This is a genomic window from Sphingosinicella sp., from assembly GCF_052387495.1.
Taxonomy (GTDB): Bacteria; Pseudomonadota; Alphaproteobacteria; order Sphingomonadales; family Sphingomonadaceae; genus Allosphingosinicella.
On sequence record NZ_JBQTJC010000075.1, the window covers coordinates 1 to 19,464 of the forward strand.

The following is a 19,464-nucleotide window of genomic DNA, read 5'->3' on the forward strand; positions in this document are numbered from 1 at the left end:
GCCGTCGTCATCCTGTGCCTGGAACTGAAGCTGGAAATTGACTTCCGGGTCGTGAAAGCCGGTGATCGCGGAGAAGGGGATGGTGAGCTTGGCCGGCGCCTGGTTGAAGCTCAGGCCGACCTCGAACCCGTCCTCGCGCACCTTCAGGTCCCAGAAGCGGTTCTGGATGACGATCGTCATCTCGTCCGGAAAGCGCTCCGACAGATGCTTCGGGATATCGACGCCCGCCGCCCCGGTCTTGAAGGTGATGTAAAAATGGTGGCCGCCGGGCAGCGCGCCGCTCGCCTCGACCTCGCCAAGCACCCGGCCGACGACCGCGCGCAGCGCCTCCTGGACGATCTCGTCATAGGGAATCAGGCTGTCGGGCGGCTGCTCGGTCATCGCCTCACGACTCGTAGCGCGGCGGGAAAGCGGGTCAAGCGCCGGTTCGAGATCGAGTTCCTCGATCCCGGCGCGCAGGCCTTCGCCTTCACCTTCGGCTGAGCGCGGGCTAAGACGCTTCCGGACAAGCCCGGGAGCGCCGATGGACCCGCTCGTTTCGACCGCATGGCTGGAAGCCGAGCTGGGCGCGCCGGACCTGCGCGTGATCGACGCGACCGCCTTCCTGCCCGGCGACCCGCGCGACGCCCGCGCCGAATATGAGGCGGCGCACATCCCGGGCGCGGTGCGGTTCGACATCGAGGAGATCGCCGACACGGAGAGCCCGCTGCCGCATATGCTGCCGGGCGCGCACAAGTTCGCGAGCAGGATGCAGTCGCTGGGACTGGGCGACGGCAACCGCTTCGTCGTCTACGACAATTCGCCGCTGCACACCTCGGCGAGGGTGTGGTGGATGCTGAAGGTTTTCGGCGTGCATTTCGCCGCGATCCTGGACGGCGGGATGCCGAAATGGATGGCGGAGGGGCGGCCATTCGAGATCGGCCGCGACCTTCACCGCCACGGCCATTTCACTGCGGCGCTCGATCGTGAAGGGGTCGCCGACAAGGGCTTCGTCCTCGGCCTGATCGGCCAGGGCACGCACGAGATTGTCGATGCCCGCCCCGCGTCGCGCTTCGCCGGCGAGGGAGGCGAGCCGCGGCCCGGGCTCGCCTCCGGCCACATTCCCGGCGCGAAGAGCCTGCCGCAGACCGAATTCTTCAACGCCGACAATACATGGAAAAGCCGCGAGGAGCTGCGCGCGCTGTTCGAGAGGGCGGGCGTCGATTTCGGCAAACCGATGGTGACGAGCTGCGGCTCGGGTGTGACCGCGGCGGTGCCGCTCTTCGCCGCGTATCTGCTCCGCAAGCATGATGTGCGGCTCTACGACGGGAGCTGGAGCGAATGGGGCGCCGATCCGGACCTCCCCAAGGCGGTGGGCGCGTGAAGGATCTGAAGCCCGGGACCCGGTTGGTCGAGGCCGGGCGGCGCAAGGCATGGCGCGGCAATCTGGTCAACACGCCGGTCCATCGCGGCTCGACCATCCTGTTCGACAGCGTCGCCGAGCTGAACGCCGCCAAGCCCCGCTTCGGCCAGGCCTATTACGGCCTGCACGGCACGCCGAACCATTGGGCACTGGCCGAGGCGATGACAGAGCTCGAGCCGGGGGCGGGCGGGACGATGCTCTATTCCTCCGGGCTCGCCGCGGTCACCGCCGCGTTGCTCTCGGTCCTTTCGGTTGGCGACGAGCTGCTGGTGACGGACAATGTCTACGGCCCCAGCCGCCGTTTCTGCGACGGATTGCTGGCGCGCTACGGCGTCGCGACGCGCTATTACGATCCGCTGGTCGGCGCGGGCATCGCCGACCTGATCGGCGAGCGCACCCGCGCGATCCTGCTCGAAAGTCCCGGCTCGCTGACCATGGAGATTCAGGACGTGCCGGCGATCTGCGCCGCGGCGCGGGCGCGGGGCGTCGCGACCCTGCTCGACAACACCTGGGCGACGCCACTCTTCTTTCCAGCGCTGGCGACCGGGATCGACATCACCGTCCTCGCCGCGACCAAATATGTCGGCGGCCATGCCGACCTCCTGCTCGGCACTGCGACCGCCACGCCGGACTATTATCCGGCGCTGGAGCGGGCCAGCTGGGACCTCGGCCATACAGTCAGCCCTGACGACGCGTGGCTGGCGCTGCGCGGGCTGCGGACGATGGAGACGCGGCTGAAGCAGCACGAGGCGAGCGCGCTGAAGGTCGCGCGCTGGCTTAAGGACCAGCCGCAAGTGGCGCGCGTGCTCCACCCCGCCCTGCCAGATTGTCCCGGCCACGAATTCTGGCGGCGCGACTTCAAGGGGTCGTCGGGCCTCTTCTCCTTCGTCCTAAACGACGGCGGCGAGGCGGAGCGGGCGCGGCTGATCGACGCGCTGGAACTGTTCGGCATCGGCTACAGCTGGGGCGGCTATGAGAGCCTCGCCGTGCCGGTCGATCCGCCCAGGACGGCGACGCGGCCCGAGTGGGACGGCTCGCTCGTCCGCCTCCATATCGGCCTCGAGCATCCCGACGATCTGATCGCGGACCTCGCGAACGGGCTCGCCCGTTACGGAAAGGACGCATGAACAGGCTCGCGACCGACCTCGGCCTCGATCTCCCCGCCGCGCCGGATCTGGCGATGGCGGGGATTGCCGGCGCGGTCGCGGTCGGCGCCGGCCTCGTCGCTTGGGTCGCCGGGCGCTGGCTCGGGCCGCTGCTCGCCGATTTCTGGGAGCGGCGGGCGGGGGTGCGTACCGAGGGCATCGGTCAGCGGATGTGCGCGCTGGTGCGCTATCTCACCGCCTGGCTGGCGCTGACCCTGGCGCTCAACGTCTGGCCCTGGCCGCCGCTCGCGGCGCTGCTGCTCGGCCTCATCGCCGCATCCTCGGTGGCGCTGCTGATCGCGAACGTGGTCCGCGGGCTGGAGCTGGCGCGCTGGATCGCCTTCTCGCTCGCGCTCGTCGTCTTTATCGCCGTGCTGGCGGACGCGATCGGCGGTCTCACCCAAGTCACCCGATTGCTTGACAGCGCCGGCTTCGCGATCGGCAGCCGCCGCGTCAGCCTGCTCTCGGTGATCCAGATCGGGGTCGCGCTGCTCGCCCTCTATGCGGGCGTCAAGCTCGCCAACCGTCTCGTCGGTCACACGCTAAAGAGCGCGGGCGGGCTCGACCCCACCCAGCAGCTGCTCGCCCAGAAGCTCGCCGCGATTGTGATCATCGCGATCGCTTTCTTTATCGGCATCGATCTGGCCGGGATCGACCTCACCGCGCTCGCCGTCTTCTCGGGCGCCCTCGGGCTCGCGGTCGGCTTCGGGCTGCAGAAGACGGTCGGCAATCTCTTCGCCGGTATCATTCTGCTAATGGACCGCTCGATCAAGCCGGGCGACGTGATCGTCGTCGGCGAGACGTTCGGCCACGTCACCAAGATCGGCGTGCGCGCGGTCTCGGTGATCACCCGCGACGGCAAGGAGCACCTGATCCCGAACGAGGATCTGATGACCCGCGAGGTCGAGAACTGGTCCTATTCGAGCCGCGACGTGCGCGTGCACATTCCGGTCGGCATCTCCTACGAATGCGACATCGTGCTGGCGCAGAAGCTGATGGTGGAGGCGGCGGGCGCCTCGAAGCGGGTCCTCCCCAGCCCGAAGCCGACCGTGTGGCTGCGCGGCTATGGCGACAGCTCGGTCGATCACGAGATCCTGGTCTGGATCCGCGATCCCGAGGCCGGCGTCGGCAACGTCCAGTCGGAAATCCTCACCCGGCTCTGGCATTTGTTCAAGGAGAACGGGATCGAGATCCCCTTCCCGCAGCGCGACATTCACGTGAAGAGCCTGCCCGCGGCCCCGTCTAACGAAGCAGCGCCGCCAGCTCGCTGAGCGTGCGATCGAGCGCGTCGGCCAGCCGTCCGGCGGCGGCGAGCGGCGTCTTGCCCTCGGCGGCGAGCAGTGCCTCGACTCCGGCGGCGGCCCAGGCGGCGCTTTCCGCGGCGAGCGCGTCGAAGCGGCGCTGGGCGATCGGCGGCGCGCGGTCGTATGCCTCGCTGGTCCGCGCCGCCTCGTCGAGCGCGGCGTCCTGAGCCGCCGGCGCGCGGCGCGCGATCCGCTCGACCAGCCGCTTCAATTCGTGGAGCTGCGCGACCTGGCGGCCCGGATCGGCGCCGGACGATGCGGCGGAAGGTGTCGCCTGATGCGTCATGACGGGCCGAGACTAGGCCGGGGCGCCTAACGAAGCGCTAACGCGGATTGCCTGTCGCCCGGCATTCAGGCAGGCGGCGCTAGGAGACCATGATGATCCGCGCGACCACCCTAGCCCTCGCCATCCTCACCGCCGCGCCTGCGCTGGCGCAGGAGGAGGCTCCCGTCGAGGAGGCGCCGCTGCGGGAAGGCCCGGGGGCCATCGATCCTTCGCTGAACATCGATCTGATGAGCGACTTCCGCTTTCGCGGCGTCTCGCGTTCGGACGAGGATCCATCGGGGCGCGTCGGCCTCACCGTCTATCACGAGAGCGGACTCTATGCCGGCACTCGCGCCACGACCCTCCGCGGCATCGACCCCTATCGCGGCCGCGACCTGGGCGACCTCCAGACCGACCTCTTCCTTGGCTATTCGCGCCAGCTCGGCGGCGGCTTCTCGATGGACGGCGGCCTGCTCTACTCCGTCTTCGCCGGGGACGGGCGGGGCGCCGACGATTATGTCGAGCCCTATGCCTCGCTCTCCTATCTGATCGGCCCGGCGACGTTCACCGCCGGCGCCCATTATGCGCCCGATCAGGACGCGCTGGGCGGCGGCGACATGCTCTATCTCTACAGTCGGGTCGACGTCACCGTGCCGTTCCGCCCCTGGGCGTTCAGCGCCGAGCTGGGACGGCAGGATTCCACCGCATTCGGCGATTATTGGAACTGGTCGCTGGGCGTGACCCACCATCTTCAGCTCGAAGGCGTGCCGGTCAACGAGATCGGCCTGCGCTATGTGGATACGGACCTGCCGAGCGGGCCCGGGCGCGATGCCGGGCTGGTCGTGACGGTCAATATCGGCTTTTAGAGCAAACCCGTCACCCCGGCGAAGGCCGGGGTCTCAGGGAGTTTCACGCGACATCTTGTCCCGAGATCCCGGCCTTCGCCGGGATGACGGGTCAGAGCGGGATGACGGTTATTGCGGGGTGGAAACCGAGGCTTCCTGGCCGTCGCCTTGAGGGAGCTGAACGATGGTCTGAACGAGCGCGCCGCGGTTGACGACCGTGGTCTGCGGGTCGCCGGCGACCGAGCGGGCGCCGAGCACGGCTTCGTTCGCGCCCGCGACCTGGAGCAGGTTACGCTCGACCGTGGAGCGCGCCTGCGGTCCGCCGAACAGGGCCTGAAGGGCCTGGGCACGGCTGTCCGTCCCCGGATCGGCCTCGCCCGCGCGCGGCGGGGTCAAGGCATAATCGGGCGGCACGATCAGCTGCGGGTTGCGCGCGACCATGAATTCGTCGGGACGGGCGCGGTTGAACGGCCCGCCTCCGACGCAGCCGGCGAGCAGGGCGGCGGCCGAAGCGGCCAGGACGAGACGGGTGAAACGCATGACTCAGGATTCCTTCTTCTTGTCCTTGCCATCGCGCATCAGGAGCGCGCGGACAAGCAAAAGCAGCACCCCGATGGTAATCGCCGCGTCGCCGACATTGAAGACCAAAAAAGGCCGCCATTCGCCGAAATGCAGGTCCGCGAAGTCAACGACATAGCCCAAACGCGCGCGATCGAGGATGTTGCCGAGCGCGCCGCCGAGGACGAGCGCGAGCGCCACCGAATCGTCGCGGCGCTTCTCCTTCCACATCCACACGGCGACGAAGGTGGCGATCGCCGCGGTCATCCCGACCAGCAGCCAGCGGCCCAATTCGCTCCCAGCCGAGAGCAGGCCGAGCGAGACGCCGCGATTCTCGACCCAGCGCAGATCGAAGAAAGGCAGGATCTCGATCGTGTCGACCTGGCGCAGCTGGAGCGGATAGGTCACCACCCATTTCGTCGCCTGATCGAAAACGAAGATCAGGAAGGCGATGACGAAGGCGGCGGAGCGGTTGCTCTTCAGCCGCAGGCTTGCCGGCGCGGCGGTCACGTCAGCCATTCACCACTCCCTCGCAGCGCGCGCAGAGGCCGCCATCTTCGGCGACCTCCGGCAGATGCCGCCAGCAGCGACCGCATTTGAGATTGTCCGTGCGCGTCACCTCGATCCCCTCGCCCTGCCCGGGCACGATTTCGGACACGATGTAGATTTCCGCAAGCTCGGCGAGGCTCTCCTCGGTCAGGTCGAGTGCCAGATCGGGATAGAGGATCTTGGCCTCGAGGCTGGAGCCGATCGCCTTTTCACGCCGCAAAGGCTCGATCGCCTCGGTGACGCGCTCGCGCGTGGCGCGGATCAGCGCCCAGCGATTGGCGAGCTCGTCCTCGCGCCAGCCCGCGTCGATTTCGGGCCATTCGAGGAGGTGGACGGTGTCGGCGTCCGGATAGCGGGTACCCCAGACCTCCTCCGTCGTGAACACCAGCACCGGCGTGGTCCAGCGGACCATGGCGTGGAAGAGGAGGTCGAGCACGGTGCGGCAGGCGCGGCGCTTCGGGCTCGCCGACGCGTCGCAATAGAGGCTGTCCTTGCGGATATCGAAGAAGAAGGCCGAGAGATCGTCATTGGCGAAATCGGTGATCAGCCGGACATAGGCGTTGAAATCGAAGCCGTTGACGGCCTGCTTGAGCTTCGCGTCCATCTCGGCAAGCAAATGGAGCACGTAGCGCTCCAGCTCCGGCATCTCGCGCGCGTCCGTCACCCGCTCCGCGTCCGAGAAGCCGTCGAGCGCGCCGAGCAGGTAGCGGAAGGTGTTGCGCAGCTTGCGATACTGATCGGCGACGCCCTGCAGGATCTCGCGGCCGATGCGGTGATCCTCGGTGAAATCGACCGAGAGCGCCCAGAGCCGGATGATGTCGGCGCCGAACTCCTCCATCACCTTGAGCGGATCGACCGTGTTGCCGAGCGATTTCGACATCTTCTTGCCCGCGGCATCCATCGTGAAGCCGTGGGTCAGCACCGCGTCATAGGGCGCCCGGCCGCGCGTGCCGCAGCTTTCGAGCAGCGACGACTGGAACCAGCCGCGATGCTGGTCCGAGCCCTCCAGATAGAGGCTGGCGGGCCATTGAAGGTCGGGCCAGCGCCCGCTCTCCAGCGTGAAGAAGAGGGTGCAGCCCGAATCGAACCAGACATAGAGAATGACGGAGACGCGCTCGTAATCCTCTGACGCATAGGCGGACCCGAGGAAATCCTGCGCCGCTTCGTCGGTCCAGGCGTCGACGCCCTTCTCCCCGACCGCAGCGACGATGCGGGCGTTGACCTCGGGATCGACCAGATACTGGCCGGTCTCACGATTCACGAAGAGCGTGATCGGAACCCCCCAGGCGCGCTGGCGGGAGAGCACCCAATCGGGGCGTCCTTCGACCATCGAGCCGATCCGGTTGCGGCCCTTCTCCGGCACGAAGCGGGTGTCGGCGATGGCCTGCATCGCCGCCTCGCGCAGCGTCGGCGAGGCGCACCGGCCCTCGTCGGCCGGATCCATCGCGCCGCCTTCATTCTCCCAGCGGCGCTCCGCCGGCGTCTTCGCGGGCAGGTGGGTCAGCACCCGGTCCATCGGCACGAACCATTGCGGGGTGCAGCGGAAGATCACCTTGGCCTTGGAGCGCCATGAGTGCGGGTAGGAGTGCTTGAAGTCAGCGCTCGCCGCGAGCAGGGCGCTGGCATCCCGCAGATCCGAGCAGATCGGCCCATCCGGGGCGTTGAACTTGGGGTTGATCACCGACATGCGGCGCTCGTCGGCGCCGCCGAGCCAGAGCCAGTCGTCGCGATAGCGGCCGTCGCCCTCGACCGCGAAGACCGGGCCGATACCGTGCGCCTTGCACAGCTCGAAATCGTCCTCGCCATGGTCCGGCGCCATATGGACGAGGCCCGTGCCCTGATCGGTGGTGACAAACTCCCCGGGAAGGAACGGCCGCGGCGCGGCGTAGAAGCCGCCGAGACGGTGCATCGGATGGCGGGCGACCGCCCCCGCCAACTCATGACCGCTGATCAAGGTAGGTGCATCGCCCGCGACGATACCGGTGCGTCGTTCAAACTCCGGGAGCAATGCTTCGGCCACGAGATAGGCGCGAGCTACGCCGCCTTCCCATGACAAAGCATAGGTGACCTCGGGATTGTAGGCGATCGCCTGATTGACAGGAATCGTCCAAGGCGTGGTGGTCCACACAGCAACTTCCACGAACGGATCGCGTCCAGGGAGATCAGGATACTCCGCCTTGAACGTCTCAGCGATGCGCCGAAGCTCTGTGGCAGCCTGCTGAATGGCGGGGCAATTGGGCGCCTCCACGATCTCGAAGCCGACGTCGATCTGGGTGGACGTGATGTCCTCATATTCGATCTCTGCCTCGGCGAGCGCGGTCTTCTCGACCGGGGACCACATCACCGGCTTGGCGCCGCGATAGAGCTGGCCGCTCTCCGCGAACCTGATCAGCTCGGCGACGATCACTGCCTCGGCCTCGGGCGCCATGGTGAGATAGGGATTGTCCCAATCGCCGATCACGCCGAGACGCTTGAACTGCTCGCGCTGCACCTCGACCCATTTCGCCGCATAGTCGCGGCATTCGCGGCGGAACTCGGCGGGCGGAACCTCGTCCTTGCTCTTCTTGCGCTTGCGGTACTCCTCCTCGATCTTCCACTCGATCGGCAGGCCGTGGCAGTCCCAGCCTGGCACGTAGGGCGCATCCTTGCCCAGCAGGGTCTGGGTGCGCACGACCATGTCCTTCAGCACCTTGTTGAGCGCATGGCCGATATGGATGTCGCCGTTGGCGTAGGGCGGGCCGTCGTGGAGGATGAACTTCTCGCGGCCCGCGCGCGCCTCGCGCAGGCGGCGGTAGAGGCCCATCTCCTCCCAGCGCGCGAGGATGCCCGGCTCCTTGGCGGGAAGGCCGGCCTTCATCGGGAAGTCCGTCTTGGGGAGGAAGACGGTGGAGCGGTAGTCTGGGCGATCGGACATGGAGCGGGGGACTTAGGCGAGGGGTGGGACGGCGGCAAGCCGGGCGCGGGCGGCTTCGGCGTCGCGGCCGATCTGGGCAGTAAGCGCGTCCAGCCCGTCGAAGACCTGCTCGTCGCGCAGGAAGTGGATCAGCGAGACTTCGATCGTCCGGCCGTAAAGATCGCCGTCGAAATCGAAGAAATGGGGCTCGAGCAGCTCCTTTTCGTCGAACATCGGGCGGGTGCCGAGATTGGCGACGCCGTCGAGCACGCTGCCATCCTCCAGCCTCCCGCGCACGGCATAGACGCCGAAGCGCGGGCGCAGGTAATTGCCGAGCGGCAGGTTCGCGGTCGGATAGCCGAGCTCGCGGCCCCTTTTGTCGCCATGCTCGACCACGCCCTCGATCGCGAAGGGGCGGGTGAGCAGGCGCGCGGCGGTCTCGCAATCGCCCTCGCCGAGCGCCTCGCGGATACCGCTGGAGGAGACCGGTTCGTCGCCCTCATAGACCGGCGCGACCGCATCGACCGAGAGCCGGTTGGCCTGGCCGAGCAATTTGAGCACCTGGACGTTGCCGCCCCGGCCCTTGCCGAAGGTGAAATCCTCGCCCGTGACGACGCCCGCGGCGCCGATCCGGCTGGCGAGATGATCGGTGACGAAATCGCGCGCGTCGACCGCGGCGAGCTCGGCGTTGAACCGGAAGACCAGCATCGCGTCCGCTCCGGCGGCGGCGAAGAGCCGCTCGCGCTGATCCAATGTGGTCAGACGGAAGGGCGGCAGGTCCGGCTTGAAATGGCGCACCGGATGCGGATCGAAGGTGGCGACGAGCACCGGGCGCTCTTCGGCGCGGGCGCGCGACACGGCGCGGCCCACCACGGCTTGGTGGCCCTTGTGAAAGCCGTCGAAATTGCCGAGCGCGACGATGCCGCCGCGATAGCGTGCCGGAACCGCCGAGCTCCCGTCCAGGCGCTCCATGGGGCAATGCTATAGAAAGCGGCGGCGGCCGTGCCTAGCCGCCGACGCGCTCCAAGCGGACGAAGCTGAAGGCGGGGTGGCCATTCTCGGCGGGGTGATCCTCGCGGGAGACTTCGCGCCAGGTTGAGGGATCGAATGGCGGGAGCAGCGTGTCGCCTTCGAACGGGGCGTGGATCTCGGTCAGCTCGACCGCGTCGGCATGCGGCTCCAGCAGCCGAAAAATCTCGGCGCCGCCGATCACCGACGCCCCCTCGCCCGCCAGCCCAAGCGCCTCCTCGACGGAACGCGCCACCTCGGCGCCTTCCGCCCGCCACCGGGCAGCTCGGGTGAGGACGACGTGGCGGCGGCCGGGGAGCAGGCCGGGAAGGCTGTCGAAGGTCTTGCGGCCCATGATCATCGCGCCGCCCATCGTGACCCGCCTGAAATGCTTCAGATCGGCGGGGAGGTGCCAGGGCAACCGCCCGTCTTTGCCGATCACGCCATTGTCGGCGCGGGCGACGACGAGGGTGAGATCGGGCGCGGGGGTCATGCGCGCCTTATGGGGAGCGGCGAACCCCATGCCAAGCGAAGCGGCGCGGTTGACCGGGCTTCAGCGCGGCGGCTAGGGGCCACGCTTTCCCGACAGGAGCGCTTTGAATGACCGACCCCCGCCTCGACGTGTTGTGCATCGGCAATGCGATCGTCGACATCATCGCCGATTGCGACGACGCCTTCCTCGAGCGCGAGGGCCTCAGCAAGGGCATGATGCGGCTGATCGACGCCGACGAGGCGACCCGGCTCTACGACCATATGGGCCCGGCGCGCGAGGTGAGCGGCGGCTCGGCGGGCAACACGGCGGCGGGAATCGCGGCCTTGGGGGGCAAGGCGGGCTTCATCGGTCAGGTCGCGCCCGATCAGCTCGGCGAATTCTACCGCCACGACCTCACCTAGACCGGGGTCGAGTTCACCACGCCCGCGCGGGATTTCGGCGTGCCGACGGCGCGCTCGATGGTGCTGGTGACGCCCGACGCGCACCGGACGATGAACACCTTCCTCGGCGCCGCCCAGCTCCTTCCCGTCGCCGCGCTCGACGAGGCACAGATCCGCGACAGCGCGGTTCTCTATCTGGAGGGCTATCTCTGGGACCCGGAGACGCCGCGCTACGCGATGGTGCGGGCGATCGAGGTGGCGCGCGCGGCCGGGCGCAAGATCGCCTTCACTCTCTCCGACACCTTCTGCATCGACCGCCACCGCGACGGCTTCAACCAGCTGATCGACACCGGCCGCATCGACATCCTCTTCGCCAACGAGGCGGAGATCATGATGCTGACCGGGGCGCTCAACTTCGACCTCGCGGTCGAGGCGGTGCGGGGCAAGGTCGAGACCCTCGTCGTGACCCGCAGCGAGCAGGGCGCGATCGCGAAGCAAGGCGGTGAGCGCGCGGAGGTGGCGGCGGAGCCGGTGGGCAAGGTGATCGACACGACAGGCGCCGGCGATCTCTTCGCCGCCGGCTTCCTGTTCGGGCAGACCCAGGGGCGGAGTCTGGAGGAGTCGCTACGCATCGGCGCGATCGCCGCGGCCGAGGTGATCTCCCACTACGGCGCTCGGCCCGAGGCGGATTTGAAGGCGCTGGTGGCCGAACGGCTGGGCTGAGGGGCACACGCGTCGCCCCGGCGGAGGCCGGGGCCTCAGGGCGATTCATGCGATATTCCGTCCCGAGATCCCGGCCTTCGCCGGGATGACGGGTTAGTCGGGCGGCGGGGGCGTCGCCGGATTGGGCACGTCCACGTCCGGCTGGGGCGGGTTGATCTCGGGCGGCGCTTCGCTGGGCTGCGGCGGCTGCGTGGGCTCGGGCGGCCGGGCCGGATCGGGCGGATGGGTTTCGGGCGGGGGTTCGGTGGCCATGCGCGTCAAACGCGCCGCGCCCGGCCCGGTTTCGCGTCCCCGGTCGTCAGCCGTGACGCTTTCAGTCCGCCGCCGGGGCTCCGCCGGGCGCCGCTTCCTCCACGAGTTCCGATGGTGCCTCACGGCCATGATCGGGGCCCGCGCAGCGCTGGCCGCGCGCAAGCGCGAAGACCACGCCCGAGAGCGCCATCAGCGCGATGATATTGGGCAGCGCCATGGCGGCGTTGGAAATGTCGCCCAGCCGCCAGATCAGCTCCAGCGGCGCGAATGAGCCGATGAAGATCACCGCGCACCACAGGACGCGCCAGATCATGTGGAGCACCTTCTCGCCGCCCAAGGTCGCACCGGGAACCTGGTCGTAGAGATAGGTGATCGCCCGCTCGCCATAATAGCTCCAGGTAAGCAGGGTGGTGAAGACGAACAGCAGCAGCGCCACCGAGGCGATCAGGGTGCCGAGCGGAATGCCGGCGATCTGGAACGGAAAGGCGGCGGCGAATGCTCCCGAGGTCATCGCGAAGCCGTTCAGGTCCGACTGCCAGGCGTGCTCGACGGCCACAGTCGCGCCGCCGACGGTGGCGGTGAAGTCGCCCGTGACGGTGAGCATGACGAGCGCCGTCATCGTGCAGATGACGATCGTATCGATGAAGGTGCCCATCATCGCGAAGCGGCCCTGGGCGGCGGGATCGTTGGTCTGAGCGACGGCATGGGCGATGGGGGTGGAGCCCTGGCCCGCCTCGTTCGAGAACAGGCCGCGCGCGACGCCGGCGCGGATCGCCATGATGATCGCCGCGCCGAGGAAGCCGCCGGTCGCCGACTGGGCGTTGAACGCGCCGCCGAAGATGCGGCCGAACGTCTCCGGCAGATCGCCGAAATTGAGGATGAGCGCGATGATCGCCATGACGATATAGGCGATCGCCATGACCGGCACGATGCGTTCGGCGACCGCGCCGATCGACTTGATGCCGCCGATGATGACGACGAAGACGGCGACGGCCGCGATGAGCCCTCCGTACATTTCGTCGAGCCCGGTCAGCTCGTTGACCGAATCGCCGAAGCTGTTGGCCTGGATGCCGTTGCCGGTGACCAAGGCCGAGACCAGGGTGCCGAGGCAAAACAGGATCGCCAGCCACTTCCATTTCGGGCCGAGCCCGTAAGTGATGTAGGCCATCGGTCCGCCACGGTAGACGCCTTCCTTGGTGCGCTCGCGATAGCGGATCGCGAGCGCGCCTTCGCCGAAGGCGAGCGCCATGCCGAAGAGGGCGGTGATCCACATCCAGAAGATCGCGCCGGGTCCGCCCAGAGTGATCGCGGTGGCGACGCCGGCCAGATTGCCGGTGCCGACCTGGCCTGACAAAGCCGTCGAAAGCGCGGCGAACGGAGAGATTTCCCCGGCGCCCTTGTCGCCCGATTTTTTGAACAGGCTAGCGAAGGCGCTGCCAAGTTTCCAGATCGGATAGAAGCGCAGTCCGATCATGAAATAGAGGCCCGCGCCGAGCAGGATCACGACCATCGGCGGCAGCAGGAGCACCTCCTCGCCGTTCCACGTGCCGCCCCAGATGAAATCCGAGACGTTGGTGATGTGGTCGATCAGTCCGGGCGCCTGTTCGGCCGCCGCCTGGTCCGCTTGCGCTGCCGCCATGATCTGCTCCCGCTAGTCTTGTGCGTGTCTCAAAGCCCCGGCGGCCGGCGCGGCGGATCGAGCGGATCGCGCTCGTCGACGCCGGGGATCGACGGCTCGATGTCGTGGATTTCCGGCTCGTGCACCTCGATCAGGCCACGGCCGAGGTGGCTCTTGCGGTAGCCGTAGGCGAAGTAGATCACGAGACCGATCCCGCCCCACAGCGGCAGCCCGATCAGCGCCTCCGTCGGTAGGTTGAGGAACAGGAATACGCAGCCGACGATGGTCAGCGGCGCGACCAGCCACAGCGCCGGCACGCGGAACGGACGCGTCCGCCCGGGATCGCGGCGGCGCAGCATCCAAACCGCGATCGCCACCATCATGAACGCGTACAGCGTCCCCGCATTGGCGATGTCGGCGAGCTGGCCGACAGGGAACAGCGCCGCGAGGAAGGCAATCACGCAGCCGGTGATCATGGTGACGATGTGCGGCGTCTTCCACTTCGGGTGAACCGTCGCGAGCCTCTCCGGGAGGAGGCCGTCGCGCCCCATGACGAAGCATATCCGAGTCAGCCCGAAGATCAGGATCAGGATGACAGATGGGAGCGCGATGAAAGCGGCATAGCCGAGCATGTTGCCGATCGTGCCGAAGCCGATCGTGCGAAGGACGTGGGCCAGCGGCTCTCCCGAGCAGACCAGGGTCTCGGCATTCGCGGGCAGCGCGCATTGGCGGGCGAGCTCGGGCGACCCGGTGCCGAGCGGAGCGCCGCCGGAGCCCGTGATCGGGTCGCCGCCGATCGCGCCGATGGCGCCGGCCGTGACCAGCATGTAGAAGATCGTGCAGATGGCGAGACTGCCGATCAGGCCGATCGGCACGTTGCGCTGCGGGTTCTTGGTTTCCTCGGCCGCGGTCGAAACCGCGTCGAAGCCGATATAGGCGAAGAACATCGTCGCCGCCGCGCCGAGCACGCCGACGCCCGAGCCAAAGCCGCCAAAAACGCCGCCGGGCATGAACGGGCTGAAATTGTCGCCCTCGATCGCCGGAATCGTCAGCACGACGAAGACGGTGAGCGCGGTCACCTTGATCGCGACCAGCACCGCGTTGACCCGCGCGCTCTCGTTGGTGCCGATGACGAGCAAGGCGGTGACGAGCAGGGCGATCAGCGCCGCGGGAAGGTTGATGAGTCCGCCCGGCGCGCCGCCGAAGATGAGAGGGCCGGTCCTGAGCCAGGCCGGCAAGTCTATGCCCAGCGACGCCTCGAGCACCGAGTTCGTAAAATAGTTCGACCAGCCGACCGACACCGCCGAGGCGCCGACAGCATATTCGAGGAGCAGTGCCCAACCGACCGTCCAGGCGAGGAGCTCGCCCTGCACAGCGTAGCTGTAGGTATAGGCCGAGCCGGAAACCGGCACCATCGAGGCGACTTCCGCATAGCAGAGCGCGGCGACGACGCAGACCGCGCCGGCGATGATGAAGCTGATCATCAGCGCGGGGCCCGCCTTTTGGGCGCCGACCGAGGTCAGCACGAAAATGCCGGTGCCGATGATGCAGCCGACGCCGAACAGGGTCAGCTGAAGCGCGCCCAGCGAGCGGTGGAGCCCCTTCTTTTCGGCGCTGGCGAGGATGGCGTCGAGAGGCTTTACGCGCCCGAAAATCATGGTCTTTTTCCCCTGAACCTTGCGGGCGTGACGCCGCTGCCTTTTTGTTTGGCGCGGAGCCTAGCCGCTAATTCGTTCGGGGCAAGCCTCTATCGGCACAGGTCATCGCGCCAGCATCGGCCCCAGCGGCTTGCCGCCGAAAACATGGACGTGGAGATGCGGCACTTCCTGGCCCGAATCCGCCCCGACATTGGCGAGCAGGCGGTAGCCGGGCGGGACCAGCCCCTTGTCCCGCGCCACCTTGCCGACCGCGCGGACGAAGCCGGCGATCTCCGCGTCCGAGGCGCGTTCGGAGAAATCGTCCCACGAGACGTAGGGTCCCCTCGGGATCACCAAGACATGGGTCGGCGCCGCCGGGCGGATATCGTTGAAGGCGAGCGCGTAATCGTCCTCATAGACCGTCTCGCTCGGCAGCTCGCCGCGCAGGATGCGGGCGAAGATATTGCTTTCGTCATAAGGTTGAGTGGCGTCGATCGGCATCAGCGACTCTCCTAGCGCGCCCGGATGAACTCGCGGACGTCGCGGCTCAGCGCGACGCGGTCGTCGTCGCGGACGTACATCATGTGGCCCGAGCCGTAATAGCGATAGTGGATGCGGTCCTGCGGGATGCCGGTGCGCGAAAGCGAATATTCGGCGGCGAAGAAGGGCGTGGCGAAATCGTAATAGCCCTGGCCGACGAAGATGCGGAGGCCGCTATTCTCCCGGAGCGCGCGGCCGATATAGGGCGCGACGTTCAGATAGGCGTCGCTGTCGCGCCCTTGCCCCAGCCGCCAGTCCCAGGGCTGGACCGAGCCGATCGTCACATAGGAGCGGTCGGTGCGGAAGCCCAAAGTGTCGCGCAGGTGCTGGTTGACCGCGGCGGTGTAGCCCGCGTCGATGCCGAAGAAGCTCGGATCGTTGTCCGGCTCCTCGCCGGCATTGTCATAGTCGCGCCCGGTATAGCGCGAATCGAGCCGGCCGATGGTGAGGCCGCGATCGCGGAGCAGCTCCTTGTAGAAGCGCGACGGCGTGACGCGCAGGTCCGCCTGCTCGAGATATTGCTCGGAAAGGCCGGTGAAGCGGGCGAGCTCGCGGCGGACGTTGGCGCGCTCCTCCGCGCCGAGCGCCTGGCCCTGGAGCAGGGCATGGGCATAGGGCCCGATCGCGAAGCGGCGCGCCTCCTCGACGAAGGCCTCGACCGACGGCGCCGTCGCCTTGCCGTGATAGAGCGCGGTCGCCGCCATCGAGGGCAGATTGAGGACATGGGTCATCTCGTTGCCCGGCGTATCCGCCCCGGCGCCGAAATCGAGCACGGTCGAGATCAGGATGACGCCGTTCAGCGCGACGTCGTTATAGGCGCCCTCGAGCTGGTTGAGCACGGCGGCCGAACGGGTCGTGCCGTAGCTCTCGCCGCCGAGATATTTGGGCGAGTTCCAGCGGCCGTTCTCGTTGAGCCAGAGGCGGATGAACTGGGCGATCGACTGCGCATCCTGGGTGACGCCCCAGAAATCGCGCGGATTGGTCTCGCCGAGCGCATGGGAAAAGCCGGTGCCGACCGGATCGATGAAGACGAGATCGGTGACGTCGAGCAAAGAATCGGGATTGTCGACGATCGGGTAAGGCGGCGCGCCGTCGTCGGTGCCGTCGGAGGGGATGGCGACGCGGCGCGGGCCGAAGGCGCCCATGTGCAGCCAGACCGAGCCCGAGCCGGGACCGCCGTTGAACAGGAAGGTGACCGGGCGGTTGGGATCGCGCGGCTCGCGGACGTAGGAGACGGAGAAGATCGCGGCGCGCGCCGTGCCGTCCTCGGCGCGCAGGAAGGTCTCGCGCGCGGTCGCGGTGTAGCTGATCCGCTGGCCGCCGAAGGTGCCGGTATGGCGGGTGACCGAGACGTTGGGCGCGCGGTCGGCGGGCGGGCCCTTGCGCTCGGACTTCTCGGCGGCGGGCTGGGCGCCGACGGTCCCGGCGAGGCCGGTGGCGAGGGCAAGGGCGCAAAGGGCGATCAGGCTGCGCTTGAACAAGTGAACTTCCCCGGATCTGGTCAGGGCGGCAGCTATTGCATCAGCGCGGCACTGCTTCAAGCACGCCCAACCGGGCGAGCGTGTCGAGATATTCGGCGACCTCCTCGATGGGCGCGTCGCCGACGCTGGCGGCGAGATCGTCGCGAATCTCGCCGACGCTGCGCCGCCCGTCGACCAGGTTCAGCGCCTCGTAGGGCAGGCTCGGCCCCCAGCCATAATCCTCGCGCGCCAGCAGCCGCGGCCGGGACAGGCCCGCGCGGGCGAGCCGGTCGTCGAACCAGCTATAGCCGAAGCCGTTCATCGGGCCTTGGTTGAGGATGCGGCGGTAGACGGGGCCTACGGGAGTCCTCTCTGAAGGGGCGTCCGCGCTTGATCCGGCCTCCGAAAGCCCAAACCGCGCGACCGAGCGCATAATCTCCGCGTTCCTCGCGCGAAGATGTCGCAGCGCATTGCCGATCGGAGAGGTCCCGCTCGCGTCGTCCGGCAAGGAACGGAATCGCTGCATTGTTTCGCCGCCCCGTCGCGTCGCAGCCACGACGAACACCTCGGTGAGTTCTCGGCGTGCGGCGTCGGTCAGATTTGCCAGAAAATAGCCCGAAGCCGCCGCGATGAAGATGGCGCGGCGCAGCTTGGTGGGATCGAGATTGTCCGGCACGTCGCGCTGGGTGTGGATGTAGCGGTCGGGCCAGTCGGCGATGTAGATCACCGGGATCCGCCAGCTGCCCTCCGCCCAGACCTGGTGGTCGCTGCCCATCGAGAAGCCGCCGACCTCCGCCTGCAGCGCGCGGCGGCCGCCGTCGGGATCGACGAGCGGCATGAAGGCCTCGCCGGTGCTCGCATAGGCGAGCGACTGCGCGTTCACATAATCGGCGAAGGCGAAGCCGACGTCGGAGACGAAGCTCGGCAGGCTCGGCGGCGAGCCGTGGACGCGCAGGATCGAGCCGGTGGTCTCGGTGTCGCCGCCGATCATGTCGAGATGGATGGTGGCGAGCGTCCGCCGCGCGAATTCGGGGCGGGCGTTCAAGAGCGCGATTGTGCCCTCGATCTCCGGCGGCCAGATGAAGCGGATCGTCCGGTCCGGGCGCGGCAGCCGGCCGTCGCGGATCAGGCGGCTGAGGCTGCGCGCCACTTCGAGGATGCCGGCGCAGCCCGAGGCGTTGTCGTTGGCGCCGGGCGAGGGATGATCGAGGTGGCAGGAATAGACGATCTCCCGGTCGCGCCGCCGCCCGGGGATGATCCCGGTCGGGATGAGGTAGGCGCTTGGGGAGCGGCCCGCGTCGACCTCGGCGCGGAGGCGCACAGTCTCGCCCCGAGCCAGCCGCGCTTGCCAGCTCCTCGCCCGGCCGGGCGAGACCATGAAGGCGAAGGTGGGATGATCGCCGAACGTGTCGAGATGGCCCCAGCGGACCAGGCTCTCATCCTCGCCCCACCAGGCGGTGCGCTGGTTCTGCGCCCAGGAGACGATTCCCGCCGCGCCGAAGCGGCCGACGGCAAGGTCCGCCACCGCCTCGGGCTGCGAGGAAGTGAGGACGAGGCGGCCGCGTATCTCCCGGCCCGCATAGTCGCCCTCGCTCGTGCCCGCGCCGATATCGACCAGCGCGGCCTCGGCGCGGCCCGAGACGCTGTCCTGCGCGAGGCTGATCGGCTGCTCGGCCCAGGAGGCGATCCGCTCGGAGCCCTCCCAGAGCTCGGCGAAGCGGGCGTTCCAGCCGGGGCGCGAGCGCTGGGTGCCGTAGAAGATGCGGCCGTCGGCGGGCAGCGAGATGATCTCGACGCCTTCGAGGCCGTAGTCGGTGAGGCGGTCCCGGATCGCCTCGGCGGCGGCGCGATAGCCCTCCGAGCCGCGCATCCGGTGGTGCAGCGAGAGCGCGCGCACCGTGCGCAGCGCCGCGCCGCCCGAGACCTCGGCGCCGATCGCCTCGCCTTGCGCGGGCGGGAGCAAGGGCGGATGCTGCGACGGCCGGACCTGCGCCGCCGCGGCTGTGGCGAGGACCAACAGCAAGGCGGCGGCGGCGCGGATCAATGCTCGCTCCGGCGGAGCGCGCGCTTCAAATAGAATTCGCTGTAATAGGCCGAGGCGAAGGCCGCCGCCGGGGTCGCCACCAGGGCACCGAGCAGGCCGAAGGCGAGCGCGAAGGCGAGCGTGAAGAAGATGATCGCGACCGGGTGGATCGCCATCGTCGCGCCGCGGATCTTGGGCGCGACGATGCTGCCCAATATCTCGTTCGAGACGATGTAGAAGACGACGATCCAGAGCGCCGCCATCGGCCCCTGGCCGAGCGCGAGGATGACCGGCGGGAAGGCCATGATGTAGCCGCCGATGCGCGGGATGAAATCGGCGAAGAAAGCGAGCGCCGCCCAGACCAAAGCG

The 19,464-nt window shown here is 68.3% G+C and carries 18 protein-coding genes and 1 pseudogene; 5 read left to right on the top strand and 14 right to left on the bottom strand.

All coding sequences use genetic code 11. The features are described 5' to 3' along the window. A partial coding sequence (locus tag ACT4N8_RS04215; RefSeq protein WP_444856885.1) for an SspB family protein occupies positions 1–381 on the bottom strand: 381 nt, incomplete at its 3' end. A 142-nt stretch (positions 382–523) separates the two neighbouring features. Between ACT4N8_RS04215 and sseA the strand changes: the two genes are divergently transcribed. Genes sseA through ACT4N8_RS04230 form a run of 3 tightly spaced genes read left to right on the top strand, consistent with a single transcriptional unit; the run spans position 524 to position 3,818 of the window. Continuing rightward, positions 524–1,363: a 3-mercaptopyruvate sulfurtransferase gene (sseA, locus tag ACT4N8_RS04220; RefSeq protein ID WP_444856886.1), complete on the top strand. Its 840-nt coding sequence runs from the start codon at positions 524–526 to the stop codon at positions 1,361–1,363. Then, positions 1,321–2,529 carry a cystathionine beta-lyase gene (metC, locus tag ACT4N8_RS04225; protein WP_444856887.1) on the top strand — a complete coding sequence of 403 codons (1,209 nt, stop codon included), beginning with the start codon at positions 1,321–1,323 and terminating at the stop codon, positions 2,527–2,529. Before sseA ends, metC begins: the two co-directional genes overlap by 43 nt. Beyond that, positions 2,526–3,818, top strand: coding sequence for a mechanosensitive ion channel family protein (locus ACT4N8_RS04230; RefSeq protein WP_444856888.1), 1,293 nt, complete (start codon positions 2,526–2,528; stop codon positions 3,816–3,818). Before metC ends, ACT4N8_RS04230 begins: the two co-directional genes overlap by 4 nt. Here ACT4N8_RS04230 and ACT4N8_RS04235 read toward each other — a convergent pair. After that, a complete protein-coding gene (locus ACT4N8_RS04235; protein WP_444856889.1) occupies positions 3,790–4,137 on the bottom strand; it encodes a hypothetical protein in 348 nt (115 codons plus the stop codon). The two genes, ACT4N8_RS04230 and ACT4N8_RS04235, sit on opposite strands and share 29 nt — an antisense overlap. Positions 4,138–4,229: 92 nt before the next feature. Between ACT4N8_RS04235 and ACT4N8_RS04240 the strand changes: the two genes are divergently transcribed. Then, positions 4,230–4,982: a TorF family putative porin gene (locus ACT4N8_RS04240; protein ID WP_444856890.1), complete on the top strand. Its 753-nt coding sequence runs from the start codon at positions 4,230–4,232 to the stop codon at positions 4,980–4,982. A 108-nt stretch (positions 4,983–5,090) separates the two neighbouring features. On the opposite strand, the gene ACT4N8_RS04245 is transcribed toward ACT4N8_RS04240, so the two are convergent. From ACT4N8_RS04245 to ACT4N8_RS04265, 5 genes are read right to left on the bottom strand one after another with little or no spacing between them, the layout of a single operon-like run. Further along, positions 5,091–5,501 carry a DUF3035 domain-containing protein gene (locus ACT4N8_RS04245; protein WP_444856891.1) on the bottom strand — a complete coding sequence of 137 codons (411 nt, stop codon included), beginning with the start codon at positions 5,499–5,501 and terminating at the stop codon, positions 5,091–5,093. 3 nt (positions 5,502–5,504) lie between these two features. After that, positions 5,505–6,038 carry a signal peptidase II gene (lspA, locus tag ACT4N8_RS04250; protein WP_444856892.1) on the bottom strand — a complete coding sequence of 178 codons (534 nt, stop codon included), beginning with the start codon at positions 6,036–6,038 and terminating at the stop codon, positions 5,505–5,507. Next, positions 6,031–8,982, bottom strand: a complete 2,952-nt coding sequence (ileS, locus tag ACT4N8_RS04255; protein ID WP_444856893.1) for an isoleucine--tRNA ligase — start codon at positions 8,980–8,982, stop codon at positions 6,031–6,033. The genes lspA and ileS overlap by 8 nt, the downstream gene beginning before the upstream one ends. Before the next feature lie 12 nt (positions 8,983–8,994). Continuing rightward, a complete protein-coding gene (locus ACT4N8_RS04260) occupies positions 8,995–9,933 on the bottom strand; it encodes a bifunctional riboflavin kinase/FAD synthetase (protein ID WP_444856894.1) in 939 nt (312 codons plus the stop codon). 34 nt (positions 9,934–9,967) lie between these two features. Then, complete coding sequence (locus ACT4N8_RS04265) at positions 9,968–10,462, bottom strand: dihydrofolate reductase (protein WP_444856895.1); 495 nt, start codon at positions 10,460–10,462, stop codon at positions 9,968–9,970. Between the two features lie 107 nt (positions 10,463–10,569). Between ACT4N8_RS04265 and ACT4N8_RS04270 the strand changes: the two are divergent. After that, a pseudogene (locus ACT4N8_RS04270) lies at positions 10,570–11,565 on the top strand (adenosine kinase). A 93-nt stretch (positions 11,566–11,658) separates the two neighbouring features. On the opposite strand, the gene ACT4N8_RS04275 reads toward ACT4N8_RS04270, so the two are convergent. The 7 genes from ACT4N8_RS04275 to ACT4N8_RS04305 all read right to left on the bottom strand — a co-directional run. After that, entirely contained in the window at positions 11,659–11,817 is a 159-nt protein-coding gene (locus ACT4N8_RS04275) for a hypothetical protein (RefSeq protein WP_444856896.1), read from the bottom strand. A 61-nt stretch (positions 11,818–11,878) separates the two neighbouring features. Continuing rightward, the gene (locus tag ACT4N8_RS04280; RefSeq protein WP_444856897.1) at positions 11,879–13,456 is read right to left on the bottom strand and encodes an alanine/glycine:cation symporter family protein; all 1,578 of its coding nucleotides are present in this window, start codon (positions 13,454–13,456) and stop codon (positions 11,879–11,881) included. Positions 13,457–13,485: 29 nt separating this feature from the next. Then, positions 13,486–15,093, bottom strand: a complete 1,608-nt coding sequence (locus ACT4N8_RS04285) for an amino acid permease (protein WP_444856898.1) — start codon at positions 15,091–15,093, stop codon at positions 13,486–13,488. A 102-nt stretch (positions 15,094–15,195) separates the two neighbouring features. Beyond that, on the bottom strand, positions 15,196–15,573 hold the full coding sequence (locus ACT4N8_RS04290) for a histidine triad nucleotide-binding protein (RefSeq protein ID WP_444856899.1): 378 nt from the start codon (positions 15,571–15,573) through the stop codon (positions 15,196–15,198). Positions 15,574–15,584: 11 nt separating this feature from the next. Beyond that, on the bottom strand, positions 15,585–17,093 hold the full coding sequence (locus ACT4N8_RS04295; protein WP_444856900.1) for a S10 family peptidase: 1,509 nt from the start codon (positions 17,091–17,093) through the stop codon (positions 15,585–15,587). Between the two features lie 40 nt (positions 17,094–17,133). Then, positions 17,134–19,116: a M28 family peptidase gene (locus tag ACT4N8_RS04300; RefSeq protein WP_444856901.1), complete on the bottom strand. Its 1,983-nt coding sequence runs from the start codon at positions 19,114–19,116 to the stop codon at positions 17,134–17,136. Next, on the bottom strand, positions 19,113–19,464 hold a 352-nt coding region (locus tag ACT4N8_RS04305; protein WP_444856902.1), incomplete at its 5' end, for an AI-2E family transporter. The genes ACT4N8_RS04300 and ACT4N8_RS04305, both read right to left, overlap by 4 nt.